This window comes from Teichococcus aerophilus (assembly GCF_014490485.1).
In the GTDB taxonomy this organism is placed as follows: Bacteria; Pseudomonadota; Alphaproteobacteria; order Acetobacterales; family Acetobacteraceae; genus Pseudoroseomonas; species Pseudoroseomonas aerophila.
Window position 1 is genome coordinate 1 of record NZ_JACTVA010000008.1, and the last position, 14,796, is coordinate 14,796.

Consider the following 14,796-nt stretch of genomic DNA (forward strand, 5'->3'; position numbering starts at 1 on the left):
CCCGGCGGGGGCACCGGCCGGCACCGTGGCCACGGCCTGGCCCGCCGCCTCGGCGGGTGCACGCTCCGGCCGCGCCTTGGTGATGGCCGGCGCCATCAGCGCACGGTTCACCTTGGCGCTGCCGCAGACCGGGCATTCCACCAACTCGGCGGCCACCAGCTTCTCGAAGGCGGCACTATCCCTGTACCAGCCGTCGAACTCGTGGGCCTGGTCGCAGCGGAGCTGGTAGTGGATCATCAGGCCGCCTGCAGCAGGGCGTCCAGCTTGCCACCCCGGTCCAGCGCGAACAGGTCGTCGCAGCCGCCGATCGGCTGATCGCCGATGAAGATCTGCGGCACGGTGGTGCGGCCACCGGAACGGCGGATCGCGTCCTCCCGCTCGGTCGTGCCGTGCGGGGCGTCGTATTCGGTGTACTCGACACCCTTGCGGCCCAGCAGCAGCTTGGCGCGGGAGCAATAGGGGCAGAGCGCGGTGGTGTAGATTTCAACCTTGGCCATGCGCTCACACATCGTCGGCTGCCGCGCTGCGGTCAAGAGCGTTACGAAAGGATGGCAGCTCCGCGCCGTCCGCGAGGGTCGGGTCCGGCACCCGGGCGGCGGCCAGCACGTCCACCCCCGCCGCCCCGGCGGCCCAGAGCAGGCGGGCGCAGGCGGTGACCGTGGCGCCCGAGGTCAGCACGTCATCCACCAGCACGACCCGCCGGCCGCGCACCCGCGCCGCGTTGCGGACCGGCAGGGCGAAGGCGTCCTCCAGCATCACGGCCCGCTCGATGGCACCGAAGCCGCCCAGAGGCTGGGTGGCGCGGCGGCGGCGCAGCAGGTCCGGCACGCAGATGACGCCGCTGAGGCGGGAGAGCTTCCAGGCCAGCAGCGCCGCCTGGTTGTAGCGGCGGGAGAGCAGGCGCCGGCGGTGCAGCGGCACCGGCACCAGCAGTTCCGCCCCTTCCAGCAACTCCTGCCCCGCATGGGCCATCTGCCGCGCGATCGGCCCGGCCAGCTCGGTCCTGTCCCCATATTTCAACGGCATCAACAGGCGTCGGGAGCCTTTGTCGTACAGGTAGGCGGCGCGTGCCTGGCCGTATTCCGGCGGGCGGGCGATGCATTTCGGGCAGTGCAGCGGCCCGCCCAGGCACACCGGCTGCCCCTGCCCGGCATGGATGAACGGCACGCCGCAGCGGTGGCAGAGCGGCGCGCCGATCAGCGCCACCGCGCGGAAGCAATCGCCGCACAAGGTGCCCTGGGTCGGCACCACGGTGGAGCAGGCGAGGCAGCGCGGCGGCAGTAGCGCATCCAGCACCGCCCCCCCCAGCCGCCGCAACCCGAGCACCACTGCCTGTCGATCCATGCCACCCATTATCACGTATTCGTGATTCCCATGAAGCCCTTGCATCGGACCCCGTGGCGGGCGCATCAGCCCCTCCATGACGGATGCGATGCAGGTCTTCGACCGGACCCTGGTACGGCGGCGGCGCGACAAGGTGGCGGCGGGCATCGGCGCCGTCTCCCCCATCCTGGAGGCGGCGGCAGAGCGGTTGCTGGACCGGCTGGACGATACCACCCGCCGCTTCACCCATGCGCTGGACCTCGGCGGCCGCGGCGTCGTCGCGCCCATGCTGGCGGCGCGTGGGGTGGAGATGGTGGTCTCCGCCGACCTCTCACCCCGCATGGCGGCGACGGGCGGTGGGCTGCCGGTGGCGGCGGACGAGGAATGGCTGCCCTTCGCGCCGGACAGTTTTGACCTGATCGTCGCCAATCTCTCCTTGCACTGGGTGAACGATCTGCCAGGCGCCCTGGTGCAACTGCGCCGTGCACTGAAGCCGGACGGCCTGTTCCTGGCCAGCCTACCCGCCCTGGGCACGCTGCAAACACTGCGCGAAGCCCTGGGCGCCGCCGAGGCGGAGTTGCGCGAGGGCATCAGCCCCCGCGTCTCCCCCTTCCCGGAACTGCGGGACGGTGCCTCCCTGCTGCAACGCGCCGGCTTCGCTTTGCCGGTGGCGGACCGGGACCGGTTGGACCTGCGCTACCGCACCCCGCTGGCGCTGTTGCAGGACCTGCGTGCCGCCGGCGAGACCAATGCCGCCCTCGCCCGGGATACCCGCACGCCGCCGCGCGCCCTGTTCCCGCTGGCACTTTCCCGCCTCTCGCCCGAGGGCGGGGACGTGCCGGTGACGCTGGAGATGCTGATGCTGACCGGCTGGTCCCCTGCCCCCAGCCAGCCGAAGCCGGCCCGCCCGGGCAGCGCCGATACCCGGCTGGCCGATGCCCTGGGTACGGTGGAACACCGCACGGGCGACCCGACCCGGCCCCACTGAAGCTTCGGCTTCCAGGAGGCAAGCCGCCCGGCAGCGTCTGAGCCGGTCCGGCCACCGCGGCATGGCCCGATACGCCCCAGGCAGCGCAGCCCAGCCATCCCTTCCAAAGTCTTGCAACCAGAACCCCGCCCGCGCATCTTTGCCCGCTATGGAACAAACGGCTTCTGAGTCCCGCCGCATCACCCTGCATGCGCCGGAAGATTTCGTCGGCATGCGGCGCGCGGGCCAGCTCGCCGCCGCGACGCTGGACATGATCACCGAGCATGTGCGCCCGGGCGTCACCACCGGCGCGCTGGATGCCATCATCCTCGAATACATCGAGAAGAACGGCGCCACCTCGGCCACCGTGGGGTATCGCGGCTACCAGCACGCCTCCTGCATCTCCATCAACCATGTCGTCTGCCATGGGATTCCTGGCAGCAAGGCACTGGTGGATGGGGACATCCTGAACATCGACGTCACCGTCATCCTGGATGGCTGGTTCGGCGATACCAGCCGCATGTACGTGGCCGGCAATGCCAGCACCAAGGCCAAGCTGCTGATGGACGTGACCTATGAGAGCCTGGTGCGCGGCATCAAGGCCGTGCGCCCCGGCGCCCGGCTGGGCGATATCGGCCACGCCATCCAGAGCTATGTAGAGAAGCAGCGCTTTTCCGTGGTGCGGGATTTCTGCGGCCACGGCATCGGCCGTACCTTCCATGCCTCGCCCAACGTCCTGCATTACGGCCGCCCTGGCGAAGGCACCGTGCTGAAGCCCGGCATGTTCTTCACCATCGAGCCGATGGTGAATGTCGGCCGCCCCGAGGTGAAGGTGCTGGACGATGGCTGGACCGCCGTGACGCGGGACCGCAGCCTCTCCGCGCAGTTCGAGCACATGGTCGGCGTGACGGAAGACGGCTGCGAGGTCTTCACCTACTCCCCCGCCGGCATGCACAAGCCGCCCTACGGCGCCTGACGGCTTCGGGCCGCCCCCGGGCGGCCTGCTGGTAGCTTTCAGTGGCCGCGCCTGTGCATGCCGCATAGAAGGCGGGCCACCTTAGCCTGCCCTTCTGTTCGGTAGCTCCGCGCACCGAAGTGGCCCGCGTCGCCGGAATCTGCGCGGGCCATCGTCACCGCAATCCGTGCTGCTGCCCCGGCACCCGGCATAGCCAGGAGCCGGCGCTGGCGCAGCGGGCCGCCCTGTGCACCGCGACGCTCCACGCCCCTGCCCCCCCCTGGACTTGTGCCCTGGCTTCCGCCCACATTGGCGCCGACCCGGGACCAAGAGAGGCAGCATGCGCAAGACGCGCGGCATGGCGGAGGGCGTGGACAGCCTCGCCCTGCCACTGGAGAGCGAGTTCGCCTCGCCGGCGCCGAAGCCCGTCGCCACCTCGGCCGAAGGCCACCGGGCCCGCATGCGCGGCAAGCTGCTGACCGCCGGCCCCGAGGCGCTGCTGGACCACGAGTTGCTGGAGATGCAGCTGTTCCTGGCCCTGCCCCGGCGTGACACCAAGCCTATTGCCCGCGCGCTGCTGGCCCGCTTCGGCAGCTTCGGCAATGCCATCTCCGCCCGGCCGGAGGAGTTGCGGCAGATCGAGGGCCTCGGCGAAGCCGGGGTTGCCGCGCTGAAGACCGTGCAGGCCGCCGCCCTGCGGCTGATGCGGCAGGAAGTGCGGGACCAGCCACTGCTGAACAACTGGGACAGTCTGCTGGCCTACCTGCAGGCCGCCATGGCGCGGGAGGCGACAGAGCAGTTCCGCATTCTGTTCCTGGACTCACGGAACCGCCTGATCGCCGACGAGGCGCAGGCACGCGGCACCGTCAACCACACGCCGGTCTATCCCCGGGAAGTGGTGAAGCGCGCGCTGGAGCTGCAGGCCACGGCCCTAATCCTGGTGCACAACCACCCCAGCGGCGACCCGACGCCGAGCGGCGCCGACATCGAGATGACGGGCGAGATCAAGCAGGCCGCCACCACGCTGGGCATTGCCGTGCATGACCACCTGATCATCGGCAATGGCCGCCACCTCTCCTTCCGGCGCGAAGGGCTGCTGTAGCGGCACCGGATGCGATTGCACCTCTCCTACCCCCACCTGCATCCCCGCCGGGGCATCGCCGCCTTGCGTGGCTGGGTGCGGCAGACGGAGCTGGGCGTCATCCTGCTGGCCGCCATCATCGGCGTCATCAGCGGCGTGCTGGCCGTGGCCATCGGCGGCATCGCCCGGGTGATGCACGTGCTGTTCTACGGGCCAGGGGCGGAGCACGGGCTGTCGTCCCTGCAGGGTGCCTCTCCCTGGGCGTTGCTGTTGCTGCCGGCGCTGGGCGGCCTGGTCCTGGGCGGGCTGAACAAGCTGCTGGCCCGCTACCGCCCCCGCGCGCCGGTCGATCCCATCGAGGCCAATGCGCTGCACGGCGGCCGGCTGTCGATGAATGACGGGCTGGTGGTGGTGGCGCAGAACCTCGTCTCCAACGGCTTCGGCGCCTCGGTGGGGCTGGAGGCCGGCTATACGCAGATCGCCGGCGGCGCCGCCTCCCGCCTCGGCCGCCTGTTCGCGTTGCGGCGGGGGGATTTGCGCGTGCTGGTGGGCTGCGGCGCGGCCGGCGCCATAGCCGCCGCCTTCGATGCACCCCTCACCGGCACCTTCTATGCGTTCGAGCTGGTGATCGGCATCTACTCCATCGCCTCGCTCGCGCCGGTCGTCATCAGCGCCGTGGCGGCGCTGGCGGTCTCCCGCGCTATACGTGGGGACAACCTGGTGCTGGCCGTCGGCAACGCCGATGGGGCGGACCTGATGGGCTACTCCCTGGCGCTGGTGCTCGGCCTGCTCTGCGGCCTGGCGGGCATTGCGCTGATGCGCGGCGTGACGCTGACCGAGCAGGGGCTGCGCCGCTTCATTCCCTGGACCAATTTCCGCCCCATGGTGGGCGGGCTGGCGGTGGGGCTGCTGGCGCTGATCACGCCGGGGGTACTGTCGGCCGGGCATGCCTCGCTGCACCGGTTGTTCGTGGTGGAGAACACGCTGGGCGCCGTGGCGCTGCTGCTGGTGCTGAAGGCGCTGGCCTCCGCCATCTCCATCGGTGCCGGCTTCCGTGGTGGCCTGTTCTTCGCCTCCCTGCTGCTGGGGGCGCTGATGGGACAGGTCTTCGCCGCCTTCCTGGCCTATGCGATGCCGCCCGGGGTGGACCCGACCTTCCTGATCACCGTCGGCACCAGCGCCTTCGGCGCCGCCGTCATCGGCGCGCCGCTGGCCATGACCTTCCTGGCGCTGGAGATGACCGGCAGCTTCAGCCTGACCGGCGCCGTGCTGATCGCCGTCATCGCCAGCAGCGTCACGGTGCGGCGGCTGTTCGGCTATTCCTTCGCCACCTGGCGCTTCCATCTGCGTGGCGAGACCATCCGCTCGGCCCGCGATATCGGCTGGCTGCGGGACCTGACCGTAGGCCGCCTGATGCGGCGGGAGCCGCGGACGGTGAAGTCGGACACCCGCCTCTCCTCCTTCCGGCGGGACTTTCCGCTGGGTGCCGCCACCCGCGTGGTCGTGCTGGACGAAGCCGGGCGCTACGCCGGCCTGGTCTCGGTGCCCGAGGCGCATGCCGAAACGTCGGATGAGCTGGAGACCATCGCCCCGCTGCTGCACCACGAGAAGACACCGCTGCTGCCGGCGATGAACGCGAAGGAGGCCATGGCCATCTTCGACGCGTCGGAGGCCGAGGCGCTGGCGGTGATCGACGGCTGGGAAAGCCGCAACGTCATCGGCCTGCTGACCCAGGCCCACCTGCTGCGCCGTTATGGCGAGGAGCTGGAGAAGCGGCGGACGGAGGAACTCGGGGCCGGTTGAGACGTGCTGGCCCTCCCGGTCATCGGCGCCGCCTCCAGTCCTGGCGCCGACGCGTTCCCGCCGCCGCTGCATCGAACCGCATACCTGAGCAGCGCGACCGGTGCCTTGTGGCACGGTCCCTCCGCGTGTCCGTCTGGCCAGGGCGCCCTCGGGGGAAGCTCCCTCAACCCCATCGCCTCAAAAGACCTGGAGGCGCGTGGCACCCGGCGGCAGGGCTGGCGGAGATGCGGCCCTCGCCGCCGCCACGGGGACGGCGCGTCAGAGCATGATGCGTTCACGCACCACGCTCTAAGCCCTGGTCTGGCCGCGCGATTCCGGCTTTCGGTGATCCACCTCAAGCCATCACGCTTTAGCCGAGCGTGGGCGGCACCCGGGCTTCATCCAGCGCGGCGCGCTGGCGGGCGGCCAGTTCCTGCTCGTTGAAGTCCTGGATCAGCTCGTTGAACATGCGGTGCCAGTTCAGCTCCGCCCCCAGCCGCATGAAGGCACTGCCAAGGCCGACGGCGCTGCGGTCCACTAGCACGAACTCGCGTGGCGGCTTCACGCCACCGGTACGCTTCAGCCCGGCATGCACCTCGGCCGCAACCTTGCGGCCGAAATCGACATCGCCATCCGCCTGGATCGGCCGCACGCGGTCGTCGAGCAGCGGCTCGTGCAGGAAGCGGGCCCAGAGGCCAAGCACCTGCATCTTCTCCTTCGTCAGGTCGGTGAAGCCCCAGGTGCGGTAGGCCTCGTGCGCCTTCTCGTCGTCATGGTCGCGCATCGCCTCGTACAGCATGATCACGCCACGCAGGAACTGAGGCGGGAAGATGCGGATGGCACCGTAGTCCAGCAGGTTGATGCCGGCGGGCTCGTCCCCCACCGGCTGGCGCACCTGGTAGTTGCCCAGATGCGGGTCCCCGTGAATGACGCCGAAGCGGTAGAACGGCACGTACCAGGCGTGGAACAGCGCGCGCGCATAGGCATTACGCTCTTCCAGCGGCGGTTCCTCGCCCAGTCGGTCCATGATCGGCCGGCCTTCCAGCCAGTTCATGGTCAGCAGCCGCTTGCTGCAATAGCCTTCGATCGGCCGCGGCGTCCGCACATCCGGCACGTCGTCGAGCATGATGTTGTACAGCCGCATCTGCGCGGCCTCACGCTCGTAGTCCAGCTCCTCGCGCAGCCGCTCGCACAGCTCCAGATAGACGTCATCGTGCTGGATGGCGTCGTCCATGCGGGCGAAGATGCCCATGGCGATCTTCAGCTGGCGGAGGTCGGCCTCCACCACGCTCTGCATGTCCGGGTATTGCAGCTTGCAGGCGACCAGCGTGCCATCCGGCAGCGTGGCCCGGTGCACCTGCCCCAGGCTGGCGGCCGCGGCGGCTTCCTGGCCGAAGCTGGCGAACTTGGATTGCCAGTCCGTGCCCAGCTCGCTCGCCATGCGGCGGCGGACGAAATTCCAGCCCATTGGCGGCGCGTTCGCCTGCAGGGCCGCCAGTTCCTGCGCGTATTCCGCCGGCAGCGCATTCGGTACGGTGGAGAGAAACTGCGCCACCTTCATCAACGGGCCCTTCAGGCCGCCCAGCAACGCCTTCAGGTCGTTGGCATGCACGGCCTTGTCGGTCTTGATGCCCAGGAAGCGCTCACCCGCCACACGCGCGGCGATGCCGCCCACGGCGCCGGAGGTACGGGCCATGCGCCGCACCTCGCCGAAGAAGCTGCGGCCCTCGCGGTCCTCAGCCATCGGCGCGCTCCAGTTCATCGATGAAGCCGGAAATCACATTCAATCCTTTGTGCCAGAAGGCAGGGTCGGCGGCGTTCAGGCCGAAGGGTGCCAGCAGCTCCTTGTGCCGCAGCGTGCCACCGGCCTTCAGCAGGTCGAGATACTTGGCCTGGAAGTCCTTCACGCCACCCTCCTGGAACACACCGTACAGCGCATTCACCAGGCAATCGCCGAACGCATAGGCGTAGACATAGAACGGCGAGTGGATGAAGTGCGGGATGTAGGACCAGTAGATCTCGTAATCCGGCGTGAACTCGAAGGCCGGGCCGAGGCTCTCCACCTGCACCTGCATCCACAGCGCGCCGATCTCCTCGCGCGACAGCTCGCCCTTGCGGCGGGCGTCGTGCAGCAGCGTCTCGAACCGGTAGAAGGCGATCTGCCGCACAACCGTGTTCAGCATGTCCTCCACCTTGCCGGCCAGCAGGGCGCGGCGGCGCTTCGGGTCCTTCTCCGCGTCGAGCACGGCGCGGAAGGTCAGCATCTCGCCGAACACGCTGGCGGTCTCAGCCAGGGTCAGCGGCGTGCCGGACATCAGGTAGCCCCGGTCGGCGGCCAGAACCTGATGCACGCCATGGCCCAGCTCGTGCGCCAGGGTCATCACGTCGCGCGACTTGCCGTGGTAGTTCAGCAGCAGATACGGGTGGGCGCTGGGCACCGTCGGGTGGGCGAAGGCGCCGGACGCCTTGCCGGGGCGCAGAGCGGCGTCGATCCACGGCTTGTCGAAGAAGCGCTGGCCAATCCGGCCCAGCTCCGGGTCGAAGGAGGCATAGGCGGCCAGCACGCGGTCCCGCGCGGCATCCCAAGGGATGTTGCTATCGTCCTCGTCCGGCAGCGGGGCGTTGCGGTCCCAATGCTGCAGCTTGGGCAGGCCCAGCCACTTCGCCTTCATGGCGTAGTAGCGATGGGACAGCGCCGGGAAGCTGGAGACAACGGCGCTGACCAGCGCGTCCACCACCTCATCCTCCACCATGTTGGCGCGGTTGCGGCTGCTGCCGGGGCGCGGGTACTGCCGCCAGCCGTCGACGATCTCCTTGTCCTTGGCCAGGGTGTTGGTGATCAACGTGAACAGGCGCGCCTTCTCGCCGAACGCCGCCGAGACGCCCTTGGCTGCGGCTTCCCGCACTCCGCGATTGCGGTCCGACAGCTTGTTCAGGGCGCCGGAGACGTTGAGCGTCTCGCCCGCCACCGTCACCTCCATGCCGGCGATCGTCTCATCGAACAGGCGGTTCCAGGCGCTGCGGCCGGTCACCTCCTTCTCGTGCAACAGCCGCTCCGCCTCGTCCGAGAGCTGGTGCGGGCGGAACACGCGCAGGTCGCGCAGGAAGGGGCGGTAATGGGCCAGGGCCTTGCTTTTGCCGAGCTTGGCTTCCAGCACCTGGTCCTCCAGCTTGTTCAGCTCCAGCGTGAAGAACAGCAGGTGGGAGGAGATGGTGGTCACCCGCTCCTGCATCGTCTGGTAGAAGCGGCCATTCGCCGCGTCCTGCGCGTCGCCGGAGAAGACGAGCTGGGCGAAGGACATCACCCGCCCCAGCACTTCCTCGATCCGCTCATAGGCAGCGATGGCTTCGGCCAGGGCGTCGCCGGAGAGCTTCTCCAGCTTGCCGGCATGCGCGTCTTGGAACACCCGCGCGTCGGCATCGGCCTGCCGCAGGTCGGCCTCCAGCTTCGGGTCAGCGGCGCCATCATAGAGGTCGGACAGGTCCCAGGCCGGCAGAGCTGCGTCTCCCCCAGCGCCGTGGGGGCGGGAAGCGGTGTCGCGGGCGGGCTGGCGGAGAGGAGGAAACTGCACGGGACGCCTTGCGGTTGTGGTTCTCTATCCCCCGATATAAGCCCATCTCCGGGTAGACCAAGCATCCGGCACCGGGAAGTGTGCGGAGATGAGGGAGGAACATGGCGTCCGACGAGAAGTGGAACAGCCTGCCGGGCATGATGCTCGGCCTGGCACGCCAATGGCCGGAACGGCCGATGCTGCGCTTCTGGCGCGGCGGCGGCTGGCAGCGGATGAGCTGGGCGGAATACGCCATGGCCGTTGCCTCCGTCGCGGCCGGCCTGCGCCAGAAGGGCGTCTGCCCGGGTGACCGGGTGCTGCTGGTCTCGGAGAACCGCCCGGAATTCCTCATCGCCGACACCGCCATCATGGCCATCGGCGCCGTCTCGGTCCCCACCTACACCACCAACACCAAGGCGGACCACGCGCATATCCTGAAGGATTCCGGGGCGCGGGCGGCCATCGTCTCCTCCGCCAAGCTGGCGCGCACCCTGGCGGAGGCCGCCGGACTGGGCGGGCTGGACCTGCTGGTGGCGATGGAGGAGGCCGAGGATACCGTGCCCTGGGCCGAGCTGGCGGCGACGCCGCCGGACCTGGCGATGCTGGTGGCGGAGGTGGAGCACATCCCGCCCGGCCGCCTGGCCTGCCTGATCTATACCTCCGGCACCGGGGGCGCGCCGAAGGGCGTGATGCTGCCGCACCGGGCGATGCTGGCCAACCGGCATGGCGTCTCGGACTTCATCCACGCGCTGAAGCTGCCGCAGGATGCCTGCTACCTCTCCTTCCTGCCGCTCTCCCACGCCTATGAGCATACGGTCGGCGGCTTCCTGCTGCCGTCCTTCGGCATCGAGGTGGTGTACAGCCGCGGCGCCGAGAAGCTGGCGGCCGAGTTGCAGCAGGTCAGTCCCGCCGTCGTTACCTCCGTGCCCCGACTGTTCGAGGTACTGCGCGCCCGCATCCTGGCCGGGCTGGAGAAGGACTCCCCCTTCAAGCGCCGGCTGTTCGACAAGGCGGTCAGCCTTGGCCTGCGCAAGCAGGACGGCCCGCCGCTGCGGCTGTGGGAACAGGTGCAGGACGCGGTGCTGGACCGCCTGGTGCGGGACAAGGTGCGGGCCCGCTTCGGCGGCAAGCTGCGCGCCTTCGTCTCCGGCGGGGCGCGGCTGGACCCGGGGCTGTCCGGCTTCTTCATCGCCCTCGGCATCCCGCTGATCCAGGGCTATGGGCAGACCGAGGCCGGGCCGGTCATCAGCGTCAACGTGCCGTGGGACAACCGCCGCCATACGGTCGGCCGCGTGCTGGAAGGCGTGGAGGCGACGATCGCCGCGGATGGCGAGGTGCTGGTGCGCGGCCCGCTGGTGATGGACGGCTACTGGAACAACCCGGACGCCACCGCCGGCGCGCTGATCGACCGCCAGGATGGCGGCGCGCCCTGGCTGCATACCGGCGACGTGGGCGAGATCACGCAAGGCTACCTGCGCATCACCGACCGCAAGCGGGACATCATCAAGACCCTGGGCGGCGACATGGTCAGCCCCGCCAAGCTGGAAGGGATGCTGATGGCCGAGCCGGAGATCACCCAGGCGGTGGTGGCCGGCGATGGCCGCCCCGGCATCGCCGCCCTGGTGGTGGCGGCCGAGGGGCAGGAGGAAAACGTGGCGAAGGCGGTGGCCCGGGTGAACGGCCGCCTCTCCTCCATCGAGCGTATCCGCCACACGCTGACGCTGCCGCCCTTCACGCTGGAGGACGGGTTGCTGACGCCGACGATGAAGATCAAGCGCAAGGCGGTGCTGCAGGTGCATGCGGCGGCGCTCGACCGGATCTACGGCTGATGCGGCTGCATCTGACGGGTGCCTCCGGCACCGGCACCAGCACGCTGGGTGCCGCCCTGGCCACGCGGCTGGGCTGCCCCTGCGTGGACAGCGACGACGCATTGTGGGAGCGGACGGACCCGCCCTTCACCCGGCTGCGTCCCGTCGCTGACCGGCTGGCCTGGCTGCAGGCCGCCCTGCCGGAAGGCGGTGCGGCGGATCGCTGGGTGGTGGCGGGCTCCATGGTCGGGTGGGGCGACCAGTTGCTGCCGAGCCTGAACCTGGTGGTGTATCTGAGCCTGGAGGCCGGGTCCCGCATGGAGCGCCTGCGGGCGCGGGAGGCGGCGCGCTACGGTGCCCGCATCACGCGCGGTGGCGACATGGCAGCCAACAGCGCCGCCTTCCTGGCCTGGGCCGCCGCTTACGACACCGCCGGGCCGAAGCAGCGCAGCCGCAGCCTGCACGAAGCCTGGCTGCGGGACCTGCCCTGCCCCGTGCTGCGGCTGGATTCGGCCGCGCCGGTCGACGAGTTGGCCGACGCGGTCATGGCGCATCCGGCCATTGGGCAGAGCCCGGGATTGTTGTTCCGATAACGAACTGTTTGGCGGTAGAACGGCGTTCGGGAAGCCCCCGACACGCCAGGAGGATGCCGCCATGCCCTCGCCGGGTGAGATACTACGCCTGTGGTACGAAGAGGTCTGGAACCAGCGAGACGCCGAGAAGGTCCCGCGCTACCTAGCGCCGGACGGCATCATCCACGCCCTGGATGTCGCCGGCGATGGCGCGCAGGGCGCGGAGGCGTTCCTGGCGTTCCAGCACCAACTGCTGCAGAGCTTCCCGGACCTGCGTTTCACCGTGCATGACGTGGTGGAGAATGGCGACTGGGCGGCGGGCCGCTGGTCGGCCGAGGCGACGCATAGCGGCGACGGCTTCGGGGTGAGCGCGACGGGGGAGCCGGTCAAGTTCACCGGCATGTCGATGGTCCGCGCGTCCGGTGGACAGATCGTCGAGGCCTGGAACGAATGGGACCGGATCAGGCTGGCAACCACCTGCCGGATGGTGATGCCCGCATCCGGGTAAGGCCGCGATGGCTTAGGGCGGAATCACCGAAAGCCTGAATCACGCGACCAGACACAGTCAGAGCATGGTGTGTGAACGACTATGAGCGCGTCAAGCTCCGGCGCGCGTTGGCCTCAGCGTCGTCCTGGAAAGGCAGCAAAAGATCAGGCCGCGCCGCGGAACTCCGCGGCACGGCCCGCGCATCACATGCCGAGGGCGCGGCGGTACAGGTCCAGCAGGGTTTCCTGCTCTTCCACATCCGCCGGCTCCTGCTTGCGGATGCGGATGATCTGGCGGATCACCTTCACCTCGAAGCCTGCCGACTTCGCCTCGGAGAAGATATCCTTGATGTCGTCGGCCAGCGCCTTGCGCTCTTCCTCCAGCCGCTCCACCCGCTCGATGATCGAGCGCAGGCGGTCGACGGCAATGCCGCCTACTTCGCTTTCGGGGTCGGCGGCCTGGCGGTCGCGGCTGGCCTTCGCGTCCTGTTCGTCGAAATCGCTCATCAAGGGTCTCCGGACAGTGCAGCGAACGAGGCCGGCGCCATCGCGGGCGCCGGGGCGCGCGGTATAGCTTGGCGGAGGGAGGGGGGCAAACCCTCCCTTCCCTCGTTACGCGGCTGATCCTTGCAAGCCTGGGCTCGAATGTCCGGGCCCGGCATGCCCGGCGGCGCTCAGTGGCCCGGGTTGCTGGCGGCCAGCTTCGCCTTCTGCTCCGGCGTCGCCTCGATCTGGTGCTTGGCCTGCCACTCCTTATAGGGCATGCCGTAGACGATCTCCCGCGCCTCGGGGTCGGTCAGCGGGATGCCCTGGCCTTCCGCCGCCTCGCGGTACCAGCGGCTGAGGCAGTTGCGGCAGAAGCCGGCCAGATTCATCAGGTCGATATTCTGCACGTCCGACCGCTCGCGCAAATGCTCCACCAGCCGGCGGAACGCGGCGGCCTCAAGCTCGGTACGGGTGGTCTCGATATCGCTGGTCATGGGCGGTGGCCCTCCTGTTCCCCGCACAGGTGGGGCAGGAGGGCGGTCCGGTTCAAGTCTTGCGCTGCCGCGCCCTGGTCCCGAAGCGCAGGCGTTCAGGCGTTGCCGGCCAGGTAATCCATTGCCGCCTGCACGCCGCCGGCCTTGTGGGGTACCCCGGCCAGGCGCAGGCCCATCTCGACCCCCGTCAACGTGCCCAGCACCTGCAGGTCGCCGATATCGCCCAGGTGGCCGATGCGGAACACGCGGTCGTTCAACCGGCCGAGGCCGTTGCCCAGGCTCATGTTGAAGCGCTCCAGGATGGTGGCGCGCAGCGCGTTGGCGGAGTGGCCCTCGGGCAGGCGCACGGCCGTCAGCACCGGGGAAAGGTGGCGCGGGTCCTCGCACTGCACCTCCAGCCCCCAGGCGCGCACGGCGCGGCGGGTGGCCTCGCCATGGCGTTCATGGCGGGCGAAGACATTCTCCAGCCCCTCGGCGTAGAGCAGGTCCAGCGCCGTATCCAGCGCGTAGAGCATGTTGGTGGCCGGGGTGTAGGGGAAGTAGCCGGTGGCATTGCTGGCCAGCATCGGCTTCCAGTCCCAGAAGCTGCGCGGCAGCTTTGCCGTCTCGCTGGCCTTCAGCGCCTTCTCCGACACCGCGTTGAAGGAGAGGCCCGGCGGCAGCATCAGCCCCTTCTGGGAGCCGGAAACCGTCACGTCCACCCGCCACTCGTCATGCTTGTATTCGACCGAGCCGAGGGAGGAGATGGTGTCCACCAGCAGCAGCGCCGGGTGCCTGGCGGCGTCCATGGCCGCGCGCACCTCATCGATCCGGCTGGTGGCGCCGGTGCTGGTCTCGTTATGTACCACCGCCACCGCCTTGATGGTGTGGGCGGTGTCGGCGCGCAGCCGCTCGCCGATCGCGTCCACATCGGCGCCGCGGCGCCAGTCGGTCTCGATGAAGACGGGCTTCACGCCCAGGCGCTCCGCCATCTCCCGCCACAGGCTGGCGAACTGGCCGGTCTCGCACATCAGCACCGTGTCGCCAGGAGAGAGGGTGTTGACCAGGGCCGCTTCCCACGCACCGGTGCCGGAAGCCGGATAGATGATCACCGGGCCCTTGGTGCCGAAGACCGGCTTCACCTTCTCCAGCAACTGCTTGCCGAACAGGCCGAAATCCGGGCCACGATGGTCCATGGTCGGATTGTCCATCGCCCGCAGCACCTTGTCCGGCACGTTGGACGGGCCGGGGATCTGCAGGAAATGCCGCCCGGCGACGGGCTTGGACTGGAAATAGGCCATGGTGATCGTTC

At 69.5% G+C, this 14,796-nt stretch carries 15 protein-coding genes; 7 read left to right on the forward strand and 8 right to left on the reverse strand.

The annotated features are described in order from the left end of the window. The 3 genes from IBL26_RS06510 to IBL26_RS06520 form a co-directional block, all read right to left on the reverse strand. Nucleotides 1-237: DUF1178 family protein (locus tag IBL26_RS06510; RefSeq protein ID WP_187783663.1), on the reverse strand; the 237-nt coding region annotated here is incomplete at its 3' end. Beyond that, entirely contained in the window at nt 237-497 is a 261-nt protein-coding gene (gene grxC, locus IBL26_RS06515) for a glutaredoxin 3 (protein ID WP_187783664.1), read from the reverse strand. The genes grxC and IBL26_RS06510, both read right to left, overlap by 1 nt. Nucleotides 498-501: 4 nt before the next feature. Further along, nucleotides 502-1,344, reverse strand: coding sequence for a ComF family protein (locus tag IBL26_RS06520; RefSeq protein WP_187783665.1), 843 nt, complete (start codon nt 1,342-1,344; stop codon nt 502-504). A gap of 76 nt (nt 1,345-1,420) precedes the next feature. Here IBL26_RS06520 and IBL26_RS06525 point away from each other — a divergent pair, with 76 nt between their 5' ends. The 4 genes from IBL26_RS06525 to IBL26_RS06540 all read left to right on the forward strand — a co-directional run bounded on the left by IBL26_RS06525 (nt 1,421) and on the right by IBL26_RS06540 (nt 6,129). Continuing rightward, nucleotides 1,421-2,311, forward strand: coding sequence for a methyltransferase domain-containing protein (locus tag IBL26_RS06525; RefSeq protein WP_187783666.1), 891 nt, complete (start codon nt 1,421-1,423; stop codon nt 2,309-2,311). Between the two features lie 148 nt (nt 2,312-2,459). Next, nucleotides 2,460-3,266, forward strand: coding sequence for a type I methionyl aminopeptidase (map, locus tag IBL26_RS06530; RefSeq protein ID WP_187783667.1), 807 nt, complete (start codon nt 2,460-2,462; stop codon nt 3,264-3,266). A 319-nt stretch (nt 3,267-3,585) separates the two neighbouring features. Continuing rightward, nucleotides 3,586-4,347, forward strand: a complete 762-nt coding sequence (gene radC / locus IBL26_RS06535) for a RadC family protein (protein WP_187783668.1) — start codon at nt 3,586-3,588, stop codon at nt 4,345-4,347. Between the two features lie 9 nt (nt 4,348-4,356). After that, nucleotides 4,357-6,129: a chloride channel protein gene (locus IBL26_RS06540; RefSeq protein ID WP_187783669.1), complete on the forward strand. Its 1,773-nt coding sequence runs from the start codon at nt 4,357-4,359 to the stop codon at nt 6,127-6,129. A 349-nt stretch (nt 6,130-6,478) separates the two neighbouring features. Here the strand turns inward: IBL26_RS06540 and IBL26_RS06545 are convergent, their stop codons facing one another. Next, nucleotides 6,479-7,852 carry an ABC1 kinase family protein gene (locus IBL26_RS06545; protein WP_187783670.1) on the reverse strand — a complete coding sequence of 458 codons (1,374 nt, stop codon included), beginning with the start codon at nt 7,850-7,852 and terminating at the stop codon, nt 6,479-6,481. Continuing rightward, the gene (locus tag IBL26_RS06550) at nt 7,845-9,680 is read right to left on the reverse strand and encodes a M3 family oligoendopeptidase (protein ID WP_187783671.1); all 1,836 of its coding nucleotides are present in this window, start codon (nt 9,678-9,680) and stop codon (nt 7,845-7,847) included. Before IBL26_RS06550 ends, IBL26_RS06545 begins: the two co-directional genes overlap by 8 nt. A 101-nt stretch (nt 9,681-9,781) precedes the next feature. On the opposite strand from IBL26_RS06550, the gene IBL26_RS06555 reads away from it, so the two are divergent. From IBL26_RS06555 to IBL26_RS06565, 3 genes are all read left to right on the forward strand, one after another. Then, nucleotides 9,782-11,488 carry an AMP-dependent synthetase/ligase gene (locus tag IBL26_RS06555; protein WP_187783672.1) on the forward strand — a complete coding sequence of 569 codons (1,707 nt, stop codon included), beginning with the start codon at nt 9,782-9,784 and terminating at the stop codon, nt 11,486-11,488. Continuing rightward, complete coding sequence (locus IBL26_RS06560) at nt 11,488-12,060, forward strand: AAA family ATPase (protein WP_187783673.1); 573 nt, start codon at nt 11,488-11,490, stop codon at nt 12,058-12,060. The genes IBL26_RS06555 and IBL26_RS06560 overlap by 1 nt, the downstream gene beginning before the upstream one ends. Nucleotides 12,061-12,121: 61 nt before the next feature. After that, the gene (locus IBL26_RS06565; RefSeq protein WP_187783674.1) at nt 12,122-12,547 is read left to right on the forward strand and encodes an ester cyclase; all 426 of its coding nucleotides are present in this window, start codon (nt 12,122-12,124) and stop codon (nt 12,545-12,547) included. A 182-nt stretch (nt 12,548-12,729) separates the two neighbouring features. On the opposite strand, the gene IBL26_RS06570 is transcribed toward IBL26_RS06565, so the two are convergent. From IBL26_RS06570 to IBL26_RS06580, 3 genes are all read right to left on the reverse strand, one after another. Beyond that, nucleotides 12,730-13,032: a DUF2312 domain-containing protein gene (locus IBL26_RS06570; protein ID WP_187783675.1), complete on the reverse strand. Its 303-nt coding sequence runs from the start codon at nt 13,030-13,032 to the stop codon at nt 12,730-12,732. 167 nt (nt 13,033-13,199) lie between these two features. Continuing rightward, entirely contained in the window at nt 13,200-13,505 is a 306-nt protein-coding gene (locus tag IBL26_RS06575; RefSeq protein WP_187783676.1) for a DUF1244 domain-containing protein, read from the reverse strand. A gap of 95 nt (nt 13,506-13,600) precedes the next feature. Next, nucleotides 13,601-14,785: a pyridoxal-phosphate-dependent aminotransferase family protein gene (locus tag IBL26_RS06580; RefSeq protein ID WP_187783677.1), complete on the reverse strand. Its 1,185-nt coding sequence runs from the start codon at nt 14,783-14,785 to the stop codon at nt 13,601-13,603. Nucleotides 14,786-14,796: the final 11 nt, after the last annotated feature.

Bases quoted from the DNA above. Each gene is read 5' to 3' on its own strand.
- IBL26_RS06580 (WP_187783677.1), bottom strand. From the start codon at position 14,785: ATGGCCTATTTCCAGTCCAAGCCCGTCGCCGGGCGGCATTTCCTGCAG.
- IBL26_RS06540 (WP_187783669.1), top strand. From the start codon at position 4,357: ATGCGATTGCACCTCTCCTACCCCCACCTGCATCCCCGCCGGGGCATC.
- IBL26_RS06555 (WP_187783672.1), top strand. From the start codon at position 9,782: ATGGCGTCCGACGAGAAGTGGAACAGCCTGCCGGGCATGATGCTCGGC.
- radC (WP_187783668.1), top strand. From the start codon at position 3,586: ATGCGCAAGACGCGCGGCATGGCGGAGGGCGTGGACAGCCTCGCCCTG.
- IBL26_RS06525 (WP_187783666.1), top strand. From the start codon at position 1,421: ATGACGGATGCGATGCAGGTCTTCGACCGGACCCTGGTACGGCGGCGG.
- IBL26_RS06570 (WP_187783675.1), bottom strand. From the start codon at position 13,032: ATGAGCGATTTCGACGAACAGGACGCGAAGGCCAGCCGCGACCGCCAG.
- IBL26_RS06520 (WP_187783665.1), bottom strand. From the start codon at position 1,344: ATGGATCGACAGGCAGTGGTGCTCGGGTTGCGGCGGCTGGGGGGGGCG.
- map (WP_187783667.1), top strand. From the start codon at position 2,460: ATGGAACAAACGGCTTCTGAGTCCCGCCGCATCACCCTGCATGCGCCG.
- IBL26_RS06565 (WP_187783674.1), top strand. From the start codon at position 12,122: ATGCCCTCGCCGGGTGAGATACTACGCCTGTGGTACGAAGAGGTCTGG.
- IBL26_RS06575 (WP_187783676.1), bottom strand. From the start codon at position 13,505: ATGACCAGCGATATCGAGACCACCCGTACCGAGCTTGAGGCCGCCGCG.
- IBL26_RS06545 (WP_187783670.1), bottom strand. From the start codon at position 7,852: ATGGCTGAGGACCGCGAGGGCCGCAGCTTCTTCGGCGAGGTGCGGCGC.
- grxC (WP_187783664.1), bottom strand. From the start codon at position 497: ATGGCCAAGGTTGAAATCTACACCACCGCGCTCTGCCCCTATTGCTCC.
- IBL26_RS06560 (WP_187783673.1), top strand. From the start codon at position 11,488: ATGCGGCTGCATCTGACGGGTGCCTCCGGCACCGGCACCAGCACGCTG.